This is a genomic window from Moraxella sp. CTOTU48717, from assembly GCF_032057165.1.
Taxonomy (GTDB): Bacteria; Pseudomonadota; Gammaproteobacteria; order Pseudomonadales; family Moraxellaceae; genus Faucicola; species Faucicola tetraodonis.
In genome coordinates, this window is the sequence record NZ_DAMBBC010000001.1 from 236,971 (window position 1) to 261,775 (window position 24,805).

Consider the following 24,805-nt stretch of genomic DNA (forward strand, 5'->3'; position numbering starts at 1 on the left):
ACTGTTACTTCCCTATCATCATCATTACCAACACCAACAATACTGCCATGCCAAGACCGAAGCTTGCAGCATACCCACGAATCGAGCCAGATTGGAACCATGTCGCCACTCGGTTACCTGCCAGCGATAGGGCTGGTAAAATATTCCAAGTGCGGTCAATCGGGTCAATTTTAATTAATTTACCAATCAATAAGAATGGTTTAACAAATACAATGTCATACAAAGCATCAAAGCCTAAACCATGATAGCACCAGTAATTAAGCGCACGGCCCAAACCTGTTTGGTTAAACTTACTCACGATGCGACCTTTATCTAGGGCAAACAAGAAAGCACCCACAATCAAGCCCGCCAACATCGCAGCCATCACAATCATTTCTGCCGTGTGCTTACCGGATTCTACCTCAGGATGAATCACGCTAAAACTTTGTGGCAATACGCCTGCTAATGGTGGATGAATCATCGCCCCCACTGCAGTTGATAGCACCAACAATACCGCAAGCGGCAGCCAGTATGTCCAACCTTTAAGATCGTGAATAGGCGTTTTTTCTTCACCAAAGAACACAATCCAAATCATACGAAACGTATAAATCGAGGTTAAAAACGCACCTACTACTGCCATCCAAAATAAATTCATATGACCTGATGCGAAGGTTTCCCAAATGATTTCATCTTTTGAGTAATAACCCACTGTAATCCAAGGAATCGCAGCAAGTGCCCCACCCCCAATCGCAAACACCGCAAATAGAAATTTATTTTTATAAAATAACCCACCCATTTTAAAGATGTTTTGCTCATGATGGTAAGCCAAGATAACAGCGCCTGACCCTAGAAATAATAAAGCTTTAAAGAACGCATGGGTCATCAAGTGGAAAATCGCAACTTGCCAAGCGCCTACCCCTAATGCCAAGAACATATAGCCGATTTGACTCATGGTCGAATAAGCTAAGATACGTTTGATATCGGTTTGTGCAAGCGCACAGAAACCAGCAACCAACAATGTTGTTGCCCCAACGATACCCACCCAACTTGCCAACACGTCAGGGGTCAATAAGAACACAGGATGTAAACGGGCAATTAAATACACACCTGCGGTAACCATCGTTGCCGCATGAATCAAGGCTGAAACAGGCGTAGGACCTGCCATCGCATCAGCAAGCCAAGAATGTAGCGGAATTTGTGCAGATTTACCCATCGCACCAAGCACTAGCATCACAGCCGCAACTTTGATAGTAGGATAGCTATGACCAAAAATCGTCACCGTTGACCCTGCCGACGTTAGCATTTGCGATACATTGGCATTGATATCTGAGATATTTAACGTACCCAATTCACGGAACAACAAAAATAAGCCAAACGCTAAGAACACATCACCCACACGGGTTACGGTAAAGGCTTTCATCGCAGCACGGCCGTTGGCGCGCTCGTGATAATAAAAACCAATCAATAAGTAAGAACAGATACCAACGCCTTCCCAACCTAAGTACAACAGCACTAAATTGTCAGCAAGCACAAGTAACAACATACTTGCGACAAACAGGTTCATATAGCTAAAAAATCTTGCGTAGCCTGTTTCACCGCGCATATACCATGACGCGAAAATATGAATTAAAAAACCGACACCGGTAATCACGCCCATCATGGTCACGCCCAAACCATCCAGCATGAGACCAAATTTCGGGGCAAAACTACCGACTTGCATCCACGTCCACAACGGCTGATTAATGACAGCGCCTTGTGGATGGTTCATTAAAAAATCACTGCCTGCCATCAAGGCACACAAAGCAGCCAAACCCATACTGCCGACACCGACCACTGCGGCTGCGTTTTCGCTTAAGCGGTCACGCATGGTCGCTAGAATCAGAAAGCCAATCAGCGGCAGCATAAAGGTTAAAGGTAACATACTCATTTTGATTTCACCCTTTCATCTCATTTGCCGTATCGACATCTAAATGACCACGCTTATGATAAAACTGTAAAAGAATAGCCAACCCAATTGCAACTTCAGCGGCTGCCAAAGTTAGCACCAAAATAAACATAATTTGTCCGTCAGGACTGACCCAGCGACTACCTGCCACTACAAATGCTAAGGCAGCAGCATTCATCATAATCTCAAGACTCATCAACATAAACAAAAAATTACGTCGTACCATCACACCACAAAAACCAATGGCAAACAAAATCGCTGACAAGATTAGACCGTGCTCTAATGGCACATGCTCTAATGGAAAGTGTCCCATTATGCCTTCTCCTCCTGAACTTCGCGTAACACAGCCGGTTGGCTGGGCTCTCTATCAATAAACTTCGTTAAGGCAGGTTGTATGGTATTACCAAGCTCACTGTTATGACTTTCGTTTTCATCATCCAAGGCAGATTTTGCCAAATGATAAGCCGCCACCAAACCCGCTAGTAATAAAAACCCTGCAATTTCGACCAACAATAAATATTCAGTAAATAATTTGGCACCGATCATTTTTGCCGTAACTGGCTCTACCCCGATAAACGCTGGCATCATTCCTTCAAAACCATGTTTCATGCCAATCAAACTAAACAAGGTCAAACCCACAATAAATGCAAGTCCTGCCGGTACTGCCCAAGCCGAGGATGATAACCAGCTTTCTTCTTCTAAGGTAGTTTGGGTGCCTAAGTTCAGCATCATCACCACAAAAACGAACAATACCATAATCGCACCCGCATAAACGATGATTTCAAGCGCACCGGCAAATGGCGCACCTAAGGCAAAGAAAATACCTGATAACGCCAGCAGCGTGACAATCATGTTTAATAACGCATGCACAGGATTGGTACGAGTAATCACGCGCAAACTAGCCAAAATAGCGACAATCGCTAATAAATAAAACCCTATCGTTGCTCCGGTTATCATGGCAATAAACTCCGTAAATCAATCGGTGCAGACTCATTTTGGTGTGCCCCTTTAGGTTTATCTTTGGTCGCCATCCCAGTCACACGGTAATAATTGTAGTCAGGGAATTTACCCGGGCCTGAAATTAACAAATGCTCTTTTTCATACACCAAGTTTTGACGGTTGTACTCACCGAGCTCAAAATCTGGCGTCATCTGAATGGCCGTTGTCGGGCACGCTTCTTCACACATACCACAAAAGATACAACGTGAGAAGTTAATACGGAAAAACTCTGGATACCAGCGTCCGTCTTCACGTTCCGCTTTTTGCAGTGAAATACAACCCACCGGGCAAGCGACAGCACATAGGTTACAGGCCACACAGCGCTCATCCCCATCCGGGTCACGTGTCAGTACAATACGCCCCCGAAAACGCGGCGGTACAGGGACAGGTTGTTCTGGGTATAAAATCGTATCACGTTTACGGGTCGCATGACTTGCGACCATGATTAGGGTGCGCAGAATTGAGCCAAAACCCGTAATCGTGTTTTTTACCATAGTCAAATACATACGTTAATCTCCACCTTACCCTACACCATGGGTGCGCCATAATACATAGGCCGCCGTCGCGAGTAAATTAATCAAGGTAATGGGCAGACAAATTTTCCAGCCAAAGTTCATTACTTGGTCATAACGTGGACGCATCAACGCCCCACGCGCCAATACAAACATGGTCATGAAAAATAGCGTTTTTAACATGAACCAAATAATCGGCGGGATAAAACTCAGTCCATCAAATAATGGCAACCAACCACCAAAGAATAAAATAGTAATCAGCGATGATACCAACACGATATTCACATACTCACCGACAAAGAACATACCAAATTTCATACCTGAGTATTCAACATGGTAACCTTCTGCCAATTCTTGCTCTGCTTCTGGCTGGTCAAATGGGAAACGGTGGGTGACTGCCACACCTGCGACCATAAAGGTTAAAAACCCTAAAATTTGACCAAATACATTCCAGTGCCAAAAACCACCGGCTTGTGAGTATACGATATCGCGTAAGTTAAATGACCCTGCCAATGCCACCACACCCATTAGCGATAATCCTAGAAAGACTTCATAACTAATGGTTTGGGCAGCAGAGCGTAGACCACCAAGCAAGGCATATTTATTGGCTGATGCCCAGCCACCAAACATCACGGCATAAACCGCCAACCCTGCCATCGCAAAGAAGAACAAAATACCGATGCTCCAGTCTGCGCCACCGAGTGATGGCGTAACTGGTACAATGATATAAGCGGCTAAAGCGGTAAACAATGAAATCGCAGGCGCCAAGACAAAGATAAATTTATCGGCAAATTTGGGGGTCCAGTCTTCTTTAAAGAAGATTTTGAGCATATCCGCGGCTACTTGTAGCGAACCTTGCCAACCCACACGGTTTGGACCATAACGGTCTTGCCAAAGTGCCAACATGCGACGTTCATAAGGAATCATCAACGCGGCAAAAATCACCACCGCCAAGAAAATAACAATTGATTGCACTGCCAAAAATACAATTGACCAAGCTTCAGGGGACATTACCCCAGCCAGCCATGCAGGTAAATCGGGCATCTGTCTAACAGAATAATCCATTATACCCCCTCCCCTGGAGTTACTTGAGCTGTCACGCCACCATTATTAGCTGCTGGTGGTACGACAGTGTTGGTAGTTGCTGATTTTACGATACTGATGTCGGTATAAGGCTGCGCTAGCAAGGCTTCTAATGCACCCGCCTGACCCACAGGATAGCCCACACAGCTTTCGGCTAAGTAATCGACAAGCTGCACAGGTAATGTAGTCGCTACACCCTTCACTGTGACCGTTAACATATCACCTGATTGCAGCTGCCATTTATCGGCATCATCCGTTGATACACTAAAAGCAGCTGGCATCAATTGTGAGGCGACCACTTCACTACGGGCGGTTAATTCATCACTAGCAAAAATATTATACACAGGCACTAGCTGGCTTGAACCTTGTTGGCTAGCTGCCGCAGGCGCAATATACTCACGTTTTGGCAATGCGGTTAACGCATCGAAAATACGCACGCCTGGATCGCCATGTTTTAAATGACCACCCACTTTATCTTGGTATTTATTCCAAGCTTGCGGTGAGTTCCAACCTGCTGACCAAGCAAATGGAATCATTGCTGAATCCGTTTGGGTGCCCACATAACCTTCTTGGGAGAAGGTTAGGCCAGTATCGATATCTTTTGGCTGCTCTGGCTCATGCACAGAAATCGGTGCACGCATCGCCGTACGACCTGAATAACGGCGTGGCTCACGCGCGACTTTTAGACCGGTAATACGGTAATCGGCTGATGGCGCTGCTTGTCTGATTGCGGCTAATTGTGGATTGGTATCTGCGACCGCAGTAATCACATCATCAAGCTGCGTCCAGTCAATCGCACGGCCATTGAGCTCAGACTCTACCGCATGTAACCAACGCCAGCTTTCTTTGACCATACTTTGCGGGCGATAGTAAACAGGATCATAAACTTGGAAGAAACGCTGTGCACGACCTTCTGCTGAGATTAGTGTACCGTCCGCTTCTGCAAAGGTTGCTACAGGTACCATCACATCTGCATGGTTATGCCATTGGTAAGCTTCATGATCAAGTACAATCAGTGATTTGTTGGCTACCAATTGGTTCATTTGCTCAGCGGTTAGACGGCGGCTGATGTCATTTTCCATGACAATCACCACATCGGCATCATCACCTAATTCATCAATCGCTTTACCACCGAGTAAGTTGACGCCTATGCTATTGGCAGCAGGTACTGACAAGTACAAACCTGCTTTTTCTTGATAGCCTTTGGTCGGGTTCATACGGCTTGGGCGTTTAACTTGCTTAGCTTGTTCAGCAAATGCCGCTTCATCCATCTCTTGTTTGAGTTTGGCTTGCTCTGCATCGATTTTGGCAATCTCTGCATCCACTTGGACGTTGTGGGCGTCAACCACGCCTTTTTCATAGATGACCACTTCACCGCGTTTTTGTTCGGCGATATTGGCAATTTGTGCCGCCGCTTCTATGATAGCAGTGTGGTACAGTGATGAGCCTGAGATGATAAGGGGTTTGGTTGCTTTAAGTAGCGTCTGCGCGATATGTTTAGCAAATGCTTGCATATCAGCATTATCGTCTTCATCGATGACCAAATCTTTTGGTAATTGTGAGGTAGCCAACGTTTTCATGTGCTCAGCAATGCTAAAGCCTAGTTCAGCGATATCGCTTGGGGTAGCAACGCAGCTTACTTTGGCAATATCATCAAGGCGCGTATCTTTGACATCCACAATAAAGATTGGGCTGTAGTCTTTTTGACCGATACGAGCCACAGGCTCTGCCAAGAAATCTGGTGTTTTTAGTGCATCTGCCATTTGTTTGGCGCGATTTTTTGCCGCTTGGCGTACTGCCAGTGCAATACGCGGACTGGTTTGGGTAATATCTTCACCCAAAATCAATACCGCATCATAATCCTCAATCTCACGCATGCTTGGATTATGGATATTTTCTGTGGTCAACACATCGATACATTTTTGTACCACAGTTTTTTCTTGTTTGCTAATACCAATGCTAAAATTTTCGGCACCGACTAAGCGTTTTAGGGCATAGTTTGATTCAAGGCTGGCAACAGGTGAACCAATACCGATGGCTTTTTTGCCTTGTAACCGGTTTTTGATGGCATCAATAGTATGGTCAATGCTCAGATTGGTTTGTTTACCGTTGAGTGTTTCAACCGCTTGAATTGGGCGGTCTTGGCGGTTAACATAGCCATAGCCGAAACGACCACGGTCACATAAGAAGTAAGCGTTGACTTCCCCATTAAAACGGTTTTCGATACGGCGCAATTCGCCATAGCGCTCACCCGCTGAGATATTACAACCTGCCGAACAGCCATGACAAATGCTTGGTGCATATTGCATGTCCCATTTACGATTGTAGCGCTCTGAGTGAGTTTTGTCAGTAAATACCCCAGTTGGACAAACTTCGGTGAGGTTACCTGAGAATTCACTTTCAAACTGACCGTCTTTATCACGACCAAAGTACACACGGCTTGCTGATGCGTAAACGCCCAAATCTTCACCACCTGCATAGTCTTTGTAATAACGCACGCAGCGATAACACGCGATACAGCGGTTCATCTCATGATTGATAAATGGACCCAAGTCTTGGTTTTGGTGGGTACGTTTAGTAAAGCGGTATTTACGATGATTGTGACCTGACATGTAGGTCATATCTTGCAAGTGACAATGACCGCCCTCTTCACAGGTTGGACAGTCATGGGGGTGGTTAGTCATTAAGAACTCAACCAAGCTTTTACGGAAGTTTTTGACTTCTGCATCCGTCACTGAGATCCACATGTCTGGGGTCGGATTGACCATACACGACATGACCAAACGACCACGACCCGCTTCATAATCTTCTTTGTTATTATATTGCTTGACGGCACATTGACGGCAAGAACCCACCGAGCCCAATGCAGGGTGATAACAAAAATAAGGGATATCGATGCCAAGCGATAAACAAGCTTGTAGCAAGTTATCGGCACCATCAACTTCGACGTCTTGACCGTCTATATGAATAATTGCCATGCTAATTCCTTACACTGATTGCCCATTGGTGGTCTTAACGGGTTGATACACTTCAACTTTTCCGCTATTTGCAGATGAAGGCACGCCCGTTGGGGACAATTGTTCTTCAGGCGCCACATTGTTACCAATTTTGGCTTCAAATTCTGGTAAAAAGTATTTTAACGCACTTTGTAATGGCTCAACCGCACCCGGTGCGTGGGCGCAGAAGGTTTTACCTAACCACAAATCTTTGGTCAATTGGCGCAGCACGTCAATATCGACAGGTTGACCATTGCCTGTATCGATGGCATGCAAGGTTTTGACCCCCCATGGCAAACCATCACGGCAAGGCGTACACCAACCGCAGGATTCGCGGGCAAAGAATTTTTGCAAATTGAGCGACAGTGACACCATATCTTGCGATTCATCTACCACCATAATCAAGCAGGTACCTAAACGGCTACCTGCTTTCATGATGGGTTCAAAGTCCATGGGTAGGTCTAAATGCTCATCACTGGCGGTTAAGAAGTCAGTTGACGCACCGCCTGGTAACCAAGCTTTTAATTTACGCCCATCTTTCATGCCTTTGGCATAATCAAAAATAATTTCGCGAGCGGTGGTACCAAATGGCAGTTCCCATAGACCGGGCTCATTGACTAGACCTGAACAACCCATGATTTTGGTGCCGGGGTTTTCTGATTTGCCTTGTGCCAAGCCTTTATACCATTCTACGCCATGCAGCATGATGCCCGGCATGTTGTTTAAAGACTCTACGTTATTGACCACAGTGGGACGACCCCATGCCCCTGATACTTGTGGGAAGGGTGGCTTAGTACGTGGATTGGCACGGCGACCTTCAAGCGAGTTAATGAGCGCAGTTTCTTCACCACAGATATAACGGCCTGCACCGGTATGCACGTGTAAATCAAAGCTATAGCCTGAACCTAAGATATTATCACCTAAATACCCTTTGGCACGGCACTCATCCAATGCATTATTTAGGCGTTTGGCGGCTTCAATGTACTCACCACGGATAAAAATATACCCTGCGGTTGCGCCAATGGCATAACCTGAGATAATCATCCCTTCAATCAGCTGAAATGGTAGGCGCTCCATCAATAGACGGTCTTTAAACGTGCCTGGCTCCATCTCATCTGCGTTACAAATCAAGTAACGGGGTCCGCCATCCGGTGGCGTCATAAAGGTCCATTTAAGACCTGCATTAAAGCCTGCACCGCCACGTCCACGCACGTTGGCATCTTTAATCATGTTGCCCACTTCTTTGGCAGATTTAGCCAAGGCATTTTTTAAACCTTCAAACCCTTTTAGGCTTTCATAAGTTGCCAAATCTAGCACTGAGTCATAATGCGCCAAACGCCAAGTCAGGGGCTTGGTCTCACTGGTGGCTGTCGCTTTGTCACCATAAATAGGAATGCTTTGCTCGCCCAATTGACTGGGTGATTTGCCAATTTTTCGATTATTAATTTGACGGGTTATATTCATGCGTATTGCTCCAGCAATTCAGCAATCTCTTCAATTTGGACAGGACCGTAGGTATCTTCATCAATCAAAACCGCTGGACCTTTATCACAGTTACCCAAACAACAAATGGGTAACAAGGTAAAACGATTGTCTGGGGTGGTTTGACCAAAACTAATACCTAAGGTACGCTCAAAGGCTTGACCTAAATTCTCTGCACCTACCAGATAACAACCAATCGAGTCACAGACCAAAATCACATGACGACCAACCGGTGAGCGGTAGATACGGTTATAAAATGTTGCAACCCCTTCCACATCGGTGACTGGGATTTTTAAGATATTAGCAATCGCGTTGACTTGTGCATCATCCACCCAGCCGTTACGGCGTTGGACAATTTTTAGCGCATCAAGGGATGCCGCGCGGCTTTGTGGGTAATGATGCATAAATTCATGAATGTCGTGAATTTCTGCTTCGGTTAGAATGCTTGCGACATCCACCTTTGGGGTTTTATCAGTTACAATCTTCATCGGTGGTTTTCTCCTAACGGTCAACGTCTGCCATAACAACGTCAATTGACGCTAGATAAATAATTAAGTCAGATACCAAGCTACCATTAATCACTGACGGCATTTGCTGTAAGTGGGCAAAGGTCGGTGTACGAATACGGGTACGGTAACTCATGGTTGAGCGATCAGACGTAATATAATAGTTGGTAATACCTTTCACTGCTTCCACCATAAAGGAGGACTCGCCTTCTGGCATAACAGGACCCCACGATACTGAGATAAAGTGGTTAATCAAGGTCTCAATGTCATTTAAGGTGCGGTCTTTGGGTGGTGGGACAGCCAGTGGGTGGTCGGCTTTGTATGCCCCCATTGGCATGTTATTGAGACATTGCTCAATGATACGCAGTGACTGACGAATCTCTTCAATTTTGACCAAACAGCGGTCATACGCGTCGCCATTAAACTCAATTGGCACTTCAAAATCAAAATTTTCATAGCCAAGATAAGGACGCGCTTTACGTACATCGTAAGGGATACCGGTGGCACGAAGTCCATGACCTGATACGCCCCAAGCCAGTGCAGATTTAGCATCGTATTGGGCAACGTTTTGGGTACGAAGTTGTAGCACCTTGTTTTTCATGGTAGCTTTGACGTATTCATCGATACGTTTTGGCATCCAATCTAAGAATTCACGAACCAGTTTGTGCCAGCCGTTTGGCAAGTCCATCGCGGTACCGCCGATACGAAACCACGCTGGATGCATACGATAACCGGTTACCGCTTCAATCACATCATACGCTTTTTGACGGTCGGCGAACATATAAAATACTGGCGTCATACCGCCCGCATCCTGAATGAAGGTGCCCCAGTACAGCAAATTATTGGTGATACGGAAGAACTCACTCATCATGATACGAATGGTATTCGCGCGATCCGGCACCGTAATGCCTGCCAATTTTTCCACTGACATGATGTAGGGTAATTCATTCATCACCCCGCCAAGATAATCGATACGGTCAGTGTAAGGAATAAATGAATGCCAAGTTTGACGTTCGGCGATTTTTTCAGCGCCGCGATGGTGATAACCAATATCTGGAATACAGTCGATGACCTCTTCACCATCTAACTGAAGCACAACGCGAAAGGCACCGTGCGCAGAAGGGTGGTTAGGACCCAAGTTTAGGAACATAAAGTCTTCGTCACGACCACTACGTTTCATGCCCCACTCTTCTGGGATAAATCGTAGGTTCTCCTGCTCAAACATCTGCTTGCCTTTATCGAGATAATAAGGCGGTACTTCAGTTGCACGAGAGGCGTATTCTTTACGCAGTGGATGACCTTCCCAGTATTTTGGCAATAAAATACGGGTTAAATGGGGGTGACCATCAAAGGTAATACCAAACATATCCCACGCTTCGCGCTCATACCAGTTGGCATTGGGCCAAATGCGGGTTGCCGTAGGGATGTGTAAATCAGATTCTTTGAGCGCCACTTTGATACGGATGTCTGTGTTGCGCTCTAACGACATTAGATGATAGAACACGGTGAAATCACTGTCAGGCAAGGCATTGCCATCCCTGTCTTTACGATGCTGGCGTAAGCGCTCATCAATCGCTGAAATATCCAGTAACATCACGTAAGGCTGTGGCAAGGTGCGAAGGTACATGAGTACTTCGATGACCTGTTCACGGCTGACCCAAATAGTGGGAAAAGCGTCAAAGGTTTTTTGTACAACAAACTGCCCCTCAAACTTGCGATTTAATTCTGCAATCACTGCTGGGACATCAGTTTGTGCTTGATTATCAGTTACCGTTACCATGAGTGGCACTTTCCTCATTCACAATTATTAAGAAGGTAGTGGAATACCTTTTTTGTTTTGAACGCAATTCGCTAAGCTTTCACTTAGCGAAAATTCATCCTAAATCTATCCAGAGATTGACTCTAGCATTAATCAATCTCTAGCATTAATCAATGTTATCTGGGCTGCGTAGATTTTTGACCGCGATGCGATCGGCTTGTTTACGGTCACGTTCTGGCTGCATGACAGGTTGGTAGATACCTTGGTCATTGACATGAATACCGAGTGGACGGCGTTCTTTAGTAATCGATTCTTGCAGCAGCATGATGGCTTGAATCAAAGCTTCTGGACGGGGTGGGCAACCAGGGATATACACATCGACGGGAATGATTTTATCAACGCCTTGCACCACTGAATACACATCGTACATGCCGCCTGAATTGGCACAGGCACCCATTGAGATGACCCATTTAGGCTCAAGCATTTGCTCGTAGAGACGCTGAATAACAGGCGCCATCTTCATAAAGCAAGTACCGGCCACAATCATCACGTCAGCTTGGCGTGGTGACGCGCGAATAACCTCAGCGCCAAAGCGCGACAAGTCATGCACGCCTGTTAATGTCGTTGCGTATTCTACATAGCAGCACGAGGTGCCAAAGTTAAATGGCCACAATGAATGCTTACGGCCCCAGTTGGCAAGGCTATGGGTCAAATCTTCTAATCGCGTCATGACGACGTTTTTATTGACTTCCTCTTCGTCAATAATTTGACGGGTTTGGTCTGGAAATCTGTCGGCATCTGGATTGGCTTTGGTTAATGTATATTTCATAATGCTCGATCACCTTGATTTTTAAAGCAGGATTTCGCTCTATATCACTACAAATGCAAACGACCTTGCAACACAGATTACAAAGTCGGATTATTATTTTACCGCGTTATTGTTTGGGTTTTGGTTCATTGCGCCAGACAACTGTGCAGGGATTTTACCAGTAGGGTCAATTTTTAACTCTTCAACACCATTAAAGCGGGTAATATCCGCCAGATTAAAGCCCGCAGGCGCAGCAGCCAAACGTTTTGGTTTAGGCTTTTTGTCAGCAGGTGACCAGTTAAGCGCCCCTAGTTTGAGCAGATAATATAGACCGATTAACAGCTCTACCACAAACAGCACAACGGTCCAAAATCCCAGCCAACCTGCTTCTCTGACCGATACCGCATAGGTATATAGATATAATGCTTCTAAGTCAAAGATAACAAAGAAGATAGCGACGATATAGAATTTTGCAGATAAACGGATTCTGGCAGAACCAGCACTGACCACACCCGACTCGAAATTTTCTTGCTTTTGAAAGCCTTTAGAAGTACCACCTAACAATCTTGGTACAACAAGCATGAAAATACAAAGTCCTATGGCTGCCAAAATAAATACAATTGCAGACCAATCAATGACTGGAATCATGAGGATACTCCTGGGCAATACGACTAACCGTTACGTAGGTTAAGCAATTCAAGTTGGGACGATATTTTTGATATTTCCACCAAGCCCGTCTGGCTCAAGCGTAATATCACAAAGACGATGGCAGATAACGTCTTAAGAACTATTTTCCTTAAGATTACCTCGTACCAGCTAACAAGCTGCCCCGCTGCACATCCATTGACCATTATTGTAATCGGTGAGTGATTGGCTAGTTACTAAACAGGCTAGTCAAATATATTGCTAAAACCACGATGAAAACCTAATATAAAGTGGCATTACATCACTTTATAAAAATGCGTATTCTAACAAAAGTAACTATATATTGCTGTTAACTGGCTAAAACACGGATAGTTTACTCATTTTATGTAAAAAATGCTAGTAGCAGGGTTCAATCTTCCGTTAATTAACCGTTAATTGAATAGCAACACTTTAGCAAAAAAACCCTGCCATAAGCAGGGTTTATCAGCCAAAAATCATTTAAATAATTCATTGAATGAAATAGTTAAATACTTATTGGTTAATCACATCCACGCCTTTAGGTGGCGTGAAGCTAAATTGATTACTGGCAATTGACGTATTGCGTTTCACATTGTTGAATCGAATAGTGGTGGTTTGTCCCAAATTATCATTTAATACCATCATGACAGGATTACCGCTGTTAAAAGCGATACCTAAACTTTTAAAGTTGGCATTGCCACTTTTTGGATACAGCACATAGTAATTTTTTGAGGCAATCGGCTGGGTCACATTAAAACTATTGGCGATTTTGCTAGGATCACCTGACAAAATCAGTGCTGGAGTATCCCCTACTTGATTACTCACGTTTTGCTTGGTCGCTTGATTTAAATCTTTATCGTACACCCAAAGCGTATTGCCATTGGCAACAATCAGTTGCGATGCCATACCATCAATCTGCCAACGAAACTGGTTTGGACGCTGCACAGCCATGGTACCTGAGAAATTCTTTGATGCCTTACTTAAGCCCTTGCCACCTGTGCCAGAGGTAGTTTGACTAAAATTGGCGGTCATGCTTTTGACATTTTTAAGTAGGTTGTTTAAGTTTTTTGCCGCAGTTGATGAATTGGCGACAGCGGCATTGGCTGATTGCATGGCGACTGTCATAGGCATGCTGGTAATCAATAATGCTGATAATGTACCGGTGGCTAATTTACTGATAATTTTATTGGTAGATATTGTCATAGTAGGTTCCTCATTCAATAAAAATTGTTAAAAGTTTAGAAAAAATATTCAAAAATAATATCAGCCCAACAGGCTAATCAATAAATTAAAAATTAACAAGTTAAGCTAAATTCGCTGACAAGTATTGTCGCTAAATTTTTCTTACCCTACTAGACGCCCCATGCAATGATTGTTGTTGAAGTTGTAACAAATGTAACGATAGCTGAGTGATAAGAAAGTTTTGACTAGATAATGACTAACCACTGCCAAACCATTGAAGACTATCCAAAACCCGTTAAGACGCTTGGCTATAAGCAATAAAAAACCCAATAAGTGCGACTTATTGGGTTAATTTGTTTAACAACAAGCTGAGTGATTATTCAGCTGCGCCTTCAACAAATACGTAGCGACGATTGAATTTACCTTTAACGGCAAATTTTACCACGCCGTCAGTTAAAGCAAATAACGTATGGTCACGACCCATACCTACACCTTCACCTGCGTGAAATTCTGTACCACGTTGACGTACAATGATGTTACCAGCAACAACTTGTTGACCGCCAAAGATTTTTACGCCAAGCATTTTTGGGTTTGAATCACGACCGTTACGGGTAGAACCTGCGGCTTTTTTATGTGCCATGTCGATGTCTCCTAGAGATTAATGTGTTTGAAATAGTCAATTAAGCAGTGATTGCTTTGATTTTTAACAAAGTATACCATTGACGGTGACCTTGTTCTTTATGATAGTGTTTACGACGTTTGTGTTTGACAATACGTACTTTTTCGCCACGACCATGTTCTACTACTTCAGCTTCGACCACTGCACCGGCAACCACAGGTTGACCAATTTTGATATCGCTGCCATCAACGACCATTAAAACGTCTTCAATTTTGATGGTATCGCCTTTTTCAGCTTTTAGCAATTCAACTTTTAAATATTCATCTTGAACGACGCGATGTTGTTTACCACCACTTTTGATTACTGCATACATCTTGGTTGCTCCAATAAACCCGTACACCGTGGCTACCAAGGGCGATAACACTTCTACGACGGATACACAGGGAAATATAAGGTCGCGATTTTAACGTTTTTAGTGTTTAAAATCAAGTAAAACTTCACGGATGCGGGTGCGATTTTGGCTGATGAATTATTGCGCGTTTCTCAACGCAATACCCGCTCAGTAATACAAGTCGCCAATAAAAATACACAGCTATAACTTACACAAAAAACAGCAGTATGGTATGATTTTGCCGACTTTCACCACAAGCCAAATTTCACGAATTTTCACTCCAAGCTTTGAGCCAACCTATGCTAGACAATCAACAATCAAATCCTACATCCACTGCTATCAATGCTGTTACCAAAGACAGTAACAGCACGCCTGTCACCTATCAGCAGATTCAATCTATTATCGCTGACGATTTCGAGATTATGGATAAGCAGGTGTATGGCAGTCTAAGCTCTAAAGTCAAACTGGTCATGTCGGTGAGTCAGCATGTCATCAATGCAGGCGGCAAGCGTATGCGCCCGCTGATTTCGCTGCTTTGCTCACGTATTTGTAACGATCAGCCCTCACAAGCTGCCATGCATTTGGGCGCAATCACCGAAATGCTGCATACCGCAACGTTAGTACACGACGATGTGATTGATGAGTCAGGTATGCGCCGTGGTAAGCCGACCGCGAATGCAACTTGGGATAATGCAACCGCTGTATTGGTCGGTGACTATCTGATTGCCCGTTCATTTAATCTTTTGGTGGGTTTTGGCTCGTTGCCGTTATTGCAGTTATTCTCAGATGGCACCTGTGATATCGCTGAAGGGGAAGTATTGCAGCTCCAACATCAGCATGACCCTAAAGCCACCGAAGCCGATTATATGAAAATCATTGACGGTAAAACCTCTCGGCTATTTATGATGGCAAGTCAAGGCGTGGCTATTTTGGAAAATCGCCCCGAATACAATGATGCCTTCGCCAAATTTGGGCAGCACTTTGGTAATGCCTTCCAAATCATTGATGACGTGCTCGATTTTGTCGGTGACAGTGAGGTGCTCGGCAAAAACGTGGGTGATGATATCGCTGAAGGCAAGCCAACCTTGCCGCTGATTAAAGCGCTTGAAATGACCACGGGTGATACGCATGAAAAATTGCGGATTGCCATTCAGACAGGGGAAGTGCAAGACACGGGCGAGATTATTGAGATTGTCAAAAACAGCGGCGCACTGGCGTACTGCCGTGACAAAGCGATGCAAGAAAGCGAGATTGCTAGACAAGCCGTGCTGACCTTACCTGATTCACGATATCGCCAAGGTTTACTCGATTTGATGACGCTTGCCAGCCAACGGCTTTATTAATTGTTAATAAAGGCTGTGTGGTGATCAGTTTGATGTCCAATTCGATGGGCGGTAAATAATACGTCATTAAATCGTCATACAAGTTTGCTAATTTTTTGATAGTTTTTTGATTGATACTTTTATCATTAATAATTTTGTGATTGATGGCTTTTTGATGGTTAGCTTTAAGATTATGGATGCTGTATGTCTAATACTATCCCCTCTTCATTATCAGATATTAAACAACAACTTATCGAAGATAAAGCCAAAAAAACTCAAGAACTATCGGCATTAGATACCATTCAATCACTTGCCACGATCGACCCTGCTAACCCCACCACCATTGACATTAAATTTCGACCTTCCAAACACGCGGATTTTATGCAAGCCGCCAAGGTGCACACCCCAAAGTATAAATTCTACGTTGAAGTCGGTGGCGACCCTACCCACCCTACCATCGTACTGATTATGGGGCTAGGCGCGCAAAGCTTGGTATGGCCCAATGAATTTTGCTATGCATTAATCAATGCTGGATTTCAGGTCGTGCGATTTGACAATCGCGACATTGGCAAATCTAGCAAGCTTAAGCACAAAAAACTGACTCCCGCTCATGATTCGCCCATTTATAAAGCCAAATTGCTAGGCAGATTCGGACTGGGTTTACCGCTTAAAAACCTGCAAACACCGTATGATTTGTACGACATGGCAGAAGATGCCTATCAACTGCTCAAAATGTTGGGCATCAAAAAATACTTTGTGATTGGTCAATCGATGGGCGGTATGATTGCGCAAATCATGGCAGTGCGTTATCCACACCAAGTAGAAAAATTGGGACTATTATCCACCAGTAACAATCGACCCTTTTCTCGCCCACCCGCCATTGAAGCCATCAAGGCCTTTACCCAGCCACTACCCAAAAGCCAAGATGCTGACGCATTGACCCAGCAGTTCGTGCAAACCATCAAGACCATCGCCAGCCCCGATTACTTTGATGAACAAGCGGCGTTCAGCAAAGCTAAAAAACTGTTTAAACGGCGTTTTTACCCAAAAGGTACGCAGCGGCAGTTACTGGCGATTTTGGCGACGGGGTCACTGGTCGATATTGACAAACAAATCCACCAGCCCACCCTCATCATTCATGGCAAACAAGACAAACTCATTCCATTTAGTCATGCCTATTCGCTTGCCAAGCATATTGCGCATAGTCAATTGATACTCATTGATGAGCTTGGTCACGATATGCCCGTGGCACTGGTCGAGGTATTAGCAAGTTATTTTATTAATCATTTTCGTTATGATAGCCAACTGGGCTAGCTTTTTATGATGTCCAGCATTTGTTGCCAATCCACTGGCAATTTCTTCGGTAATGGCAAATCTTTTTCAAAATAGTATTTCAAACTTGCCATAAAAATAGTGGCCATCATGGTGGCTTGGTAATCAATCGCCTCCGCCGTTAAATAGTCGGTCGCCTTTTGTTTTTTAGCCAGTTCAATAAAGTTTTGTTTACCCATCAAAAACATATCATGATAAAGATTGTGGTGTTGGCTACGGATTTTCCACAGGGCAAGCATCTGTTGGCGGCGTTCAAAGAGCTTTTGTGAATGATTTTCCATAATCATTTGTAGCATTTGACTATCGGCATTGAGCCTGTCTTGAAATAGCTGGCTAACTTCCTGCTTGAAATCAGCAATCATCTGCCCTGCCAAATCACCCTTACCACTGTAATATTTATAAAAAGTAGCACGATTGACTTTGGCGCGCTCCAAAATTGCTTGGATAGCGATATCGTTGTACTCATGCTCAGACAACAACAGGATAAAGGCTTCACGGATGGCTTTATGGGTTTTGACAACCCGTAAATCAGGTGACTTGTTACGACTTAAAGTCATGCGCAAATACTTCCTTATTAAAAAAATCTATCAATGGCTTTGAAATTTTAAAATTTTTATCCATACAAATAGGCAATAATTGTTGCTTAAACACTTACTTTGTTTAATATTGTTGGTTTCCCAATTGGAGATTTTTTTTTAAAATAACCGCTGCCGATAACTAGGTAGTAATGTAGCTATCCTTTAGTTATCCTAAAGTTTTGTGTCTTATCGTAAATATTGCAACAACAATGTCGCATTTATTTTATAATATTTTTTCAAAGATTCCCTATTTTTTATGAGGTCGGTATGAGATACCCAGTGTTGTTCATGGTGTCATTAGCGAGTTGTAGCTTATTAATCGGGTGTAATAAGTCAGACACAGCAGCCCAGCAACAAAGTGGCGGCGGTGCAGGAGCACAGGCGCAAATGCCACCCACAATAGTCAATGTACAGCCTGTAACATTCCAGACGATTCCACTTACCAAAGAGTTATCAGGTAAAGTTGTCGCCTATCAAGAAGCCACCGTTACGCCGCAAGTGTCAGGTATTATTGACCGCCAGTTGTTTCGCGAAGGCACTTTTGTCAAACAAAATCAGCCGTTATATCAAATCAATACCGATAGCTACACCAGTGTACTTGCCGGTAGTCGCGCAAGCCTTGACCAAAGCCTTGCTAGTGTCAATACCGCAAAAGCCAACTATAATAATGCCTTAGCGGTGCTAGAAACCCGCCAAGCCGAACTTGCGCTGGCTCAAACCAATTTAAACCGTCTAAAACAGCTACGTGGTACTGAGGCTATCTCAAGTCAAGAATATGACCAAGGGGCAACCGCCGTGCGTACCGCTCAAGCAGCGGTTAAAAATGCGCAGGCGCAAGTCGGGGTGGCACAAGCCAATATTGATGCCGCCCAAGCAGCGGCTCGCGGCGCACAACAATCAGTGAATAGCAATCAGCTCACCATGAGCCGTACTGTGGTTAAAGCGCCTATTAGTGGTATCACCAGTCGCTCAAATGTCAATGTCGGTGCGCTTGCCACCGCGGGCACGACGCAGATGGTAACCGTCTCGCAACTTAATCCAATTTATGTCGATATCAGTCAATCATCTGCCGAGTTATTGGCGCTTCGTCAGCAATTTGCGGCTGGTAAACTTAGCACACCGCGTACCGCACAGGTTCAGTTAAAGCTCGCTGATGGCTCAACCTACCCGATGGTGGGGCAACTTCGCTTCGAAGAAGCTAAAGTGGATAGTACCACAGGCACGGTCAATCTACGTGCGGTATTTAGCAATGATAACTTTGTGTTGTTGCCCGGGATGATGGTGAATGCCCAGTTGATTCAAGGTATTATCAATAATGCCGTATTATTGCCACAAAGTGCCATTAATCGTACAGCCAAAGGTGAATCAACCGTGTATGTGGTTGACGCCAATAATAAAATCCAAGTACGCCCAGTTACGGTTCAAGGTACCCACCAAGGTCAATGGATTGTCACTAGCGGTCTAAAACAAGGTGAGCAAGTGGTGATGGTTGGTGGCGCCAAAGTCAAACCAGATCAGCAAGTCAAAGCCATGCCTTATGTGGCATCGCAGCCAGCCTCAACCGCGGTACCGACCAATGCTTCTACCACGACGACGACCAAAACGACCGTAACAAATAGCTCAACTACCGCCAAAACTGCGCAACCATAAGCACGGGAGATATCATGTCACGCTTTTTTATTGATAGACCCATCTTTGCTTGGGTGATTGCCATGCTCATCATGCTGATGGGTATCTTAGCAATTTTTAAATTACCGATTGAGCAGTATCCACGTATTGCCCCACCTACCATTAGTATCTCAGCAACTTATCCAGGTGCCGCTGCCCAAACCATTGAAGACTCCGTCACTCAGGTGATTGAGCAAAAAATGAAAGGGCTTGATGGATTGATGTATATGTCCTCAAGTTCATCATCAAGTGGCGCTGCGCAAATTACCTTGACCTTTGAGAATGGGACAGATCCTGATACAGCACAAGTCCAAGTCCAAAACAAACTGCAATCTGCCATGAGTTCGCTGCCAGAGATGGTGCAGCGCATGGGGGTCAACGTCAATAAGTCCACGAGTGGCTTCTTGATGGTACTGGCGATGACATCTGAAGATGGCAGTATGGATCGTGCCGATATTGCCGATTATCTCAACTCCAACGTGGTTGACCAGATCAGCCGTGTCGAGGGTGTGGGTAACGTCAACGTGTTTGGCTCTGCGTATGCCATGCGTATTTGGTTAGACCCTGAAAAACTTCGTACCTATGGCTTAATACCCTCGGATATCACCAGCGCAATTCAAGCGCAAAACGCGCAAGTATCAGCCGGTCAGCTAGGACAAACACCCACTGACGAAGCCCGTCAAGTCATTAATGCGACAGTGACTGTGCAAAGTTACTTACAAACCCCAGAGCAATTTCGTAATATTTTGCTTAAAAGTAACACAAATGGCGCGCAAATTCGCTTGGGCGATGTCGCCAAAGTGGAAATTGGTAGTGAAAGCTACAGCCCCATTGCCCGCTACAATGGCAAAGATGCGGCAGGTATCGGTATCTCACTGTCATCTGGCGCCAATGCTTTAAGCACACGTAACGCCGTAGAAGCCAAACTTAAAGAGCTTGAACCTAATTTTCCTGCGGGCTTAAAAGCCTCAGTTGCCTATGACACCACGCCATTTGTACGTTTGTCGATTGAGGAAGTGGTCAGAACACTTGCTGAAGCGATTGCACTGGTATTCTTAGTGATGTTCTTGTTTTTACAAAGCTGGCGCGCAACGATTATTCCTACGTTGGCAGTACCTGTGGTAATACTGGGTACGTTTGGTATTTTGTACGCATTTGGCTATACCATCAATGTGTTGACGCTGTTTGCCATGGTGTTATCCATCGGTCTGTTAGTCGATGACGCGATTGTCGTGGTCGAAAACGTTGAGCGTTTGCTGGAAGAAAATCCAGACATGACGCCACTGGAAGCCACCCGTGAATCAATGCGCGAAATCAGTAAAGTGGTCATTGGTATTGCCTTGATTTTGTCGGCGGTATTTTTACCGATGGCATTCTTTGGCGGCTCAACCGGGGTGATTTATCGCCAGTTCTCCGTGACGCTTATCAGCAGTATGGTACTATCCGCCTTAGTTGCGTTGATTTTCACCCCTGCCCTATGTGCGACTATCCTCAAACGCACTAAAGCCCATGACAAACACAGCGGGCATCAGACCGGTTTCTTTGGCGCATTTAACCGCATGTTTATGCGTCTTAGTGAAGGCTATGAAAGCTTTGTGGGTCGCAGTATCAAAATGCGCTGGTTGTATATGATACCTTATGCCTTGGTGATTGCGGCATTGGTGTTCTTATTTACCCGTATTCCAAGTTCATTTATTCCCGAAGAAGACCAAGGTGTGCTGTTGACATTGGTGCAGCTGCCTGCTGGTAGTACCCAAAATCAAACGCAAGCGGTTATCGAAAAGGTCAACGCCTATTATAAAACCCAAGAAAAAGACCTTGTGCAGTCTGTATTTACGGTCAATGGCTTTAGTTTTGCTGGTCAAGGGCAAAACATGGGATTGGCATTTATCCGCTTAAAAGATTGGGATGAGCGCCCTGGTAAAGAAAATACCGCGCAATCGATTGCCAAACGTGCCATGGGTTATTTTATGACCCAAGTCAATGAAGCCCAAGTATATGCCATTTCACCGCCTGCTATTCAAGGTTTGGGTACGGCAACGGGTTTTGATCTGCAGCTACAAGACTCCGGCAACTTAGGTCACGAAGGCTTGCTGCAAGCCCGTAACATGCTACTGGGCATGGCGGCGCAAAATAAACAAGTCAGTGGCGTGCGTCCAAATGGACAAGAAGATTCACCCCAATATAAAGTCAACGTCAACTATGATGCTGCTGCGGCTATGGGTGTCGCGCCGAGCCTGATTAACAGTGTTCTTAGTACCGCTTGGGGTAGTAGCTACGTCAATGACTTTATGGATCGTGGTCGTATCAAAAAAGTGTATATGCAAGGTGAAGCTGAGAGCCGTACCACCCCAGAGGACATCAACAAATGGTATGTACGCAACAGTGATAATCAGATGATTCCGTTTAGCTCATTTGCTACCGGTGAATGGCAGTATGGTTCACCTACGCTAACGCGTTATAACAGCTTGTCATCGATGAACTTGCAAGGCAACGCAGCGCCAGGACTGAGTACCGGTCAAGCGATGACTGCGATGGAACAAATGATTGCCAAACTGCCAAAAGGCATCAGTTATGAATGGACAGGTTTATCATTGGAAGAGAAAAAATCTGGCGCCCAAGCACCCATGCTGTACGCCATTTCGATTTTAGTGGTTTTCTTATGTTTAGCTGCACTGTATGAAAGCTGGTCAATTCCCTTTGCAGTGCTGCTTGTTGTGCCACTTGGGGTATTGGGTGCTGCGCTGTTTACCGGTTTGCGCGGTCTTTCAAACGATATTTATTTGCAAGTGGGTCTGCTGACCGTTGTCGGTTTATCTGCCAAAAATGCGATTTTGATTATTGAATTTGCCAAAGAACGACAAGATTTGGGACATAGTCTATATGACTCGGTTACTGTCGCTGCTCGCCAACGCTTACGTCCGATTATCATGACATCATTGGCGTTTGGTATTGGTGTGGTGCCCTTATTTTTGGCAACGGGCGCAGGCTCAGGTAGCCAAAATGCGATTGGTACAAGTGTGTTAGGCGGCGTGGTCAGTGCAACTATCTTGGGGGTGTTCTTTATCCCAATGTTCTATGTGTGGATACGCTCACTGATTAAAGGTAGCAAACCGCATGACCCCAATGATGGTAATGATGGTGACTTACAACCCGTATCACCTTACTCGCCTAATCCTGCTGAACCTGTCGCTGTCACACAGCCCACACAGGTGAGTATCTACAAGCCTGATGACAGTTCACAATCAAACCATCAATAAGACATAAATGGGTAAACATTTTACCCATTTAATCTTTTACAATAACAAAGACATTATGTTTATACAGGTAAGTTATATGAATTCTACCTTTCGCCTCGTACCCCTGACCGCTATAGTAGCCACCCTACTATCGCTCAGCGCTTGTCAAACCATTCCAAAAGCCAAAACTGAGCCTGTCGTGGCGCAGCCGCATATCGCAATTAATCAGCCTTATGAAACCTATGACAGTCAGACCGTCAGCGGTACCAATCAGCCTAGTATCGCGTCTCAGCGTTGGCAGGACTTTTATAGCGATGCCAAGCTAAAACAACTGATTCAGTTGGGGTTAGACAACAACAAAGACATCAGTGCCACGATTTTGGCGATTCAAAAAGCCCGCGCACAATACCAAATCCAAGATATCGCAGATGTGCCTACTATCAATAGTTCTGGCTCATATTCTTACGGTGCAACAAATTCAAGAGATGCGAATCCTAGTAGTACTTACAATGTCGGTCTGGCAATGTCAAGTTACGAGTTTGACTTTTGGGGACGTATTGCGAGCCTCAAAGATGCCGCCTTACAAAACTATCTTGCGACCACCGCTGCCAAAGATGCCGCGCAAATTAGCTTGATTAGTAACATTGCGCAAAGCTATGTGGCATACAGCTATAATCTGGCACAACTGCAACTCGCCAAACAAACCTTAGCCACGCGCCAAGATTCACTTCGCATTAACCAGCTGCGTTTTAAAGCAGGTCTTGATTCACAGCTAACTAGTGTACAAGCCCAAGCGGCGGTTGAAGCTGCCAAAGTGTCTATCGCCCAAGCACAAACCAATTTGTTGACCAACCAAAATGCCCTGCGCTATTTAGTAGGTGCCCCGGTGGATAATAGCCTACTACCCGCAGCGGCCATTAGTAGCATCACCAATAATCGTATTTTTGGCACGGGCTTACCCAGTGATTTGTTATTGTATCGTCCTGATTTGCGTCAAGCGGAATATAACTTAAAAGCTGCAGGCGCAAATATTAACGCCGCGCGCGCGGCATTTTATCCAACCATTAGCCTATCCGGCAATGTGGGTGCTGCCAGTTCAAGCTTAGGCGATTTGTTTAAAACAGGCGCATTTAGCTGGGGTTTTGGACCGAGTGTGAGCTTGCCGATTTTTGATGCAGGTCTACGTAAAGCCAATTACCAAGTGAGTGAAATCGAGCAACAACAAGCGTTAAATACTTATGAAAAAGCGATTCAAACCGCTTTTAAAGAAGTCAATGACGTATTCGCCAATCGCGCAACGTTAAATCAGCAATTGACCGCATACAACCAGTCGCTCGCTGCCAACCAAAAATACTATCAAATTGTTCAAGCGCGCTTCAAAGCAGGTTTAGACAATTATTTGGGCGTATTAGATGCACAGCGTTCGATTTATAGCAGCCAACAAAGTATTCTAAATACCAAGCAGTCGCAATTGCTCAGTCAAATTCAGCTATACCAAGTTTTAGGTGGTGGGGTGAGTCGCGATGTACCACTCGAAACACCCACAGAAAAACATACGAATTTCAGCACCAAGTTGTCACAGGTTGCCAATAATGCCCAGCAAAAAATTACTGATACAGCCCATCAGCCTAACCAAGCGAGCACTAAAACGACCTCAACAACGACTACTACAACCACCGTCCAACCTTAATAAATTAGACCTCAGGCCTTAGAGTAGCCTTAAGCTGTTATAGTAAAAAACC

The 24,805-nt window shown here is 44.8% G+C and carries 20 protein-coding genes; 5 read left to right on the plus strand and 15 right to left on the minus strand.

Annotated features, from left to right (window positions below):
• Positions 1-4: 4 nt before the first annotated feature.
• The 14 genes from nuoL to rplU form a co-directional block, all read right to left on the minus strand.
• The gene (gene nuoL, locus RT084_RS01210; protein WP_036591264.1) at positions 5-1,906 is read right to left on the minus strand and encodes an NADH-quinone oxidoreductase subunit L; all 1,902 of its coding nucleotides are present in this window, start codon (positions 1,904-1,906) and stop codon (positions 5-7) included.
• A gap of 7 nt (positions 1,907-1,913) precedes the next feature.
• Positions 1,914-2,237, minus strand: coding sequence for an NADH-quinone oxidoreductase subunit NuoK (gene nuoK, locus RT084_RS01215; RefSeq protein WP_007115476.1), 324 nt, complete (start codon positions 2,235-2,237; stop codon positions 1,914-1,916).
• Complete coding sequence (nuoJ, locus tag RT084_RS01220) at positions 2,237-2,881, minus strand: NADH-quinone oxidoreductase subunit J (protein ID WP_312384315.1); 645 nt, start codon at positions 2,879-2,881, stop codon at positions 2,237-2,239. The genes nuoK and nuoJ overlap by 1 nt, the downstream gene beginning before the upstream one ends.
• Positions 2,878-3,429, minus strand: coding sequence for an NADH-quinone oxidoreductase subunit NuoI (gene nuoI, locus RT084_RS01225; RefSeq protein WP_007115474.1), 552 nt, complete (start codon positions 3,427-3,429; stop codon positions 2,878-2,880). Before nuoI ends, nuoJ begins: the two co-directional genes overlap by 4 nt.
• Before the next feature lie 15 nt (positions 3,430-3,444).
• Positions 3,445-4,500, minus strand: a complete 1,056-nt coding sequence (gene nuoH / locus RT084_RS01230) for an NADH-quinone oxidoreductase subunit NuoH (protein WP_007115473.1) — start codon at positions 4,498-4,500, stop codon at positions 3,445-3,447.
• Positions 4,500-7,496, minus strand: a complete 2,997-nt coding sequence (gene nuoG, locus RT084_RS01235; RefSeq protein WP_313097302.1) for an NADH-quinone oxidoreductase subunit NuoG — start codon at positions 7,494-7,496, stop codon at positions 4,500-4,502. Before nuoG ends, nuoH begins: the two co-directional genes overlap by 1 nt.
• A gap of 9 nt (positions 7,497-7,505) precedes the next feature.
• Complete coding sequence (nuoF, locus tag RT084_RS01240) at positions 7,506-8,978, minus strand: NADH-quinone oxidoreductase subunit NuoF (RefSeq protein WP_065263348.1); 1,473 nt, start codon at positions 8,976-8,978, stop codon at positions 7,506-7,508.
• Entirely contained in the window at positions 8,975-9,484 is a 510-nt protein-coding gene (nuoE, locus tag RT084_RS01245; protein ID WP_007115470.1) for an NADH-quinone oxidoreductase subunit NuoE, read from the minus strand. Before nuoE ends, nuoF begins: the two co-directional genes overlap by 4 nt.
• A 13-nt stretch (positions 9,485-9,497) precedes the next feature.
• On the minus strand, positions 9,498-11,282 hold the full coding sequence (gene nuoC / locus RT084_RS01250; protein ID WP_159769281.1) for an NADH-quinone oxidoreductase subunit C/D: 1,785 nt from the start codon (positions 11,280-11,282) through the stop codon (positions 9,498-9,500).
• Between the two features lie 145 nt (positions 11,283-11,427).
• Complete coding sequence (locus RT084_RS01255; protein WP_007115468.1) at positions 11,428-12,090, minus strand: NuoB/complex I 20 kDa subunit family protein; 663 nt, start codon at positions 12,088-12,090, stop codon at positions 11,428-11,430.
• 93 nt (positions 12,091-12,183) lie between these two features.
• Complete coding sequence (gene ndhC, locus RT084_RS01260) at positions 12,184-12,717, minus strand: NADH-quinone oxidoreductase subunit A (protein WP_409519584.1); 534 nt, start codon at positions 12,715-12,717, stop codon at positions 12,184-12,186.
• A 528-nt stretch (positions 12,718-13,245) separates the two neighbouring features.
• The gene (gene lolA / locus RT084_RS01265) at positions 13,246-13,935 is read right to left on the minus strand and encodes an outer membrane lipoprotein periplasmic chaperone LolA (protein WP_313097305.1); all 690 of its coding nucleotides are present in this window, start codon (positions 13,933-13,935) and stop codon (positions 13,246-13,248) included.
• Positions 13,936-14,290: 355 nt separating this feature from the next.
• The gene (rpmA, locus tag RT084_RS01270) at positions 14,291-14,554 is read right to left on the minus strand and encodes a 50S ribosomal protein L27 (protein WP_036591251.1); all 264 of its coding nucleotides are present in this window, start codon (positions 14,552-14,554) and stop codon (positions 14,291-14,293) included.
• Between the two features lie 40 nt (positions 14,555-14,594).
• Complete coding sequence (gene rplU / locus RT084_RS01275) at positions 14,595-14,906, minus strand: 50S ribosomal protein L21 (protein WP_007115464.1); 312 nt, start codon at positions 14,904-14,906, stop codon at positions 14,595-14,597.
• Between the two features lie 440 nt (positions 14,907-15,346).
• Here rplU and RT084_RS01280 point away from each other — a divergent pair, with 440 nt between their 5' ends.
• Both RT084_RS01280 and RT084_RS01285 read left to right on the plus strand, forming a co-directional pair.
• Positions 15,347-16,267: a polyprenyl synthetase family protein gene (locus RT084_RS01280; RefSeq protein ID WP_313097375.1), complete on the plus strand. Its 921-nt coding sequence runs from the start codon at positions 15,347-15,349 to the stop codon at positions 16,265-16,267.
• Positions 16,268-16,450: 183 nt separating this feature from the next.
• Positions 16,451-17,560 carry an alpha/beta fold hydrolase gene (locus tag RT084_RS01285; RefSeq protein WP_313097309.1) on the plus strand — a complete coding sequence of 370 codons (1,110 nt, stop codon included), beginning with the start codon at positions 16,451-16,453 and terminating at the stop codon, positions 17,558-17,560.
• Here the strand turns inward: RT084_RS01285 and RT084_RS01290 are convergent.
• Complete coding sequence (locus RT084_RS01290; RefSeq protein ID WP_313097311.1) at positions 17,557-18,135, minus strand: TetR/AcrR family transcriptional regulator; 579 nt, start codon at positions 18,133-18,135, stop codon at positions 17,557-17,559. The genes RT084_RS01285 and RT084_RS01290 overlap by 4 nt on opposite strands.
• Positions 18,136-18,423: 288 nt before the next feature.
• On the opposite strand from RT084_RS01290, the gene RT084_RS01295 reads away from it, so the two are divergent.
• The 3 genes from RT084_RS01295 to RT084_RS01305 all read left to right on the plus strand — a co-directional run bounded on the left by RT084_RS01295 (position 18,424) and on the right by RT084_RS01305 (position 24,753).
• Entirely contained in the window at positions 18,424-19,806 is a 1,383-nt protein-coding gene (locus tag RT084_RS01295) for an efflux RND transporter periplasmic adaptor subunit (protein WP_222086117.1), read from the plus strand.
• A gap of 14 nt (positions 19,807-19,820) precedes the next feature.
• Positions 19,821-23,084: an efflux RND transporter permease subunit gene (locus RT084_RS01300; protein ID WP_313097316.1), complete on the plus strand. Its 3,264-nt coding sequence runs from the start codon at positions 19,821-19,823 to the stop codon at positions 23,082-23,084.
• A 76-nt stretch (positions 23,085-23,160) separates the two neighbouring features.
• Positions 23,161-24,753 (plus strand): efflux transporter outer membrane subunit, encoded by a 1,593-nt coding sequence (locus RT084_RS01305; protein ID WP_313097318.1) that lies wholly within the window; start codon positions 23,161-23,163, stop codon positions 24,751-24,753.
• Positions 24,754-24,805: the final 52 nt, after the last annotated feature.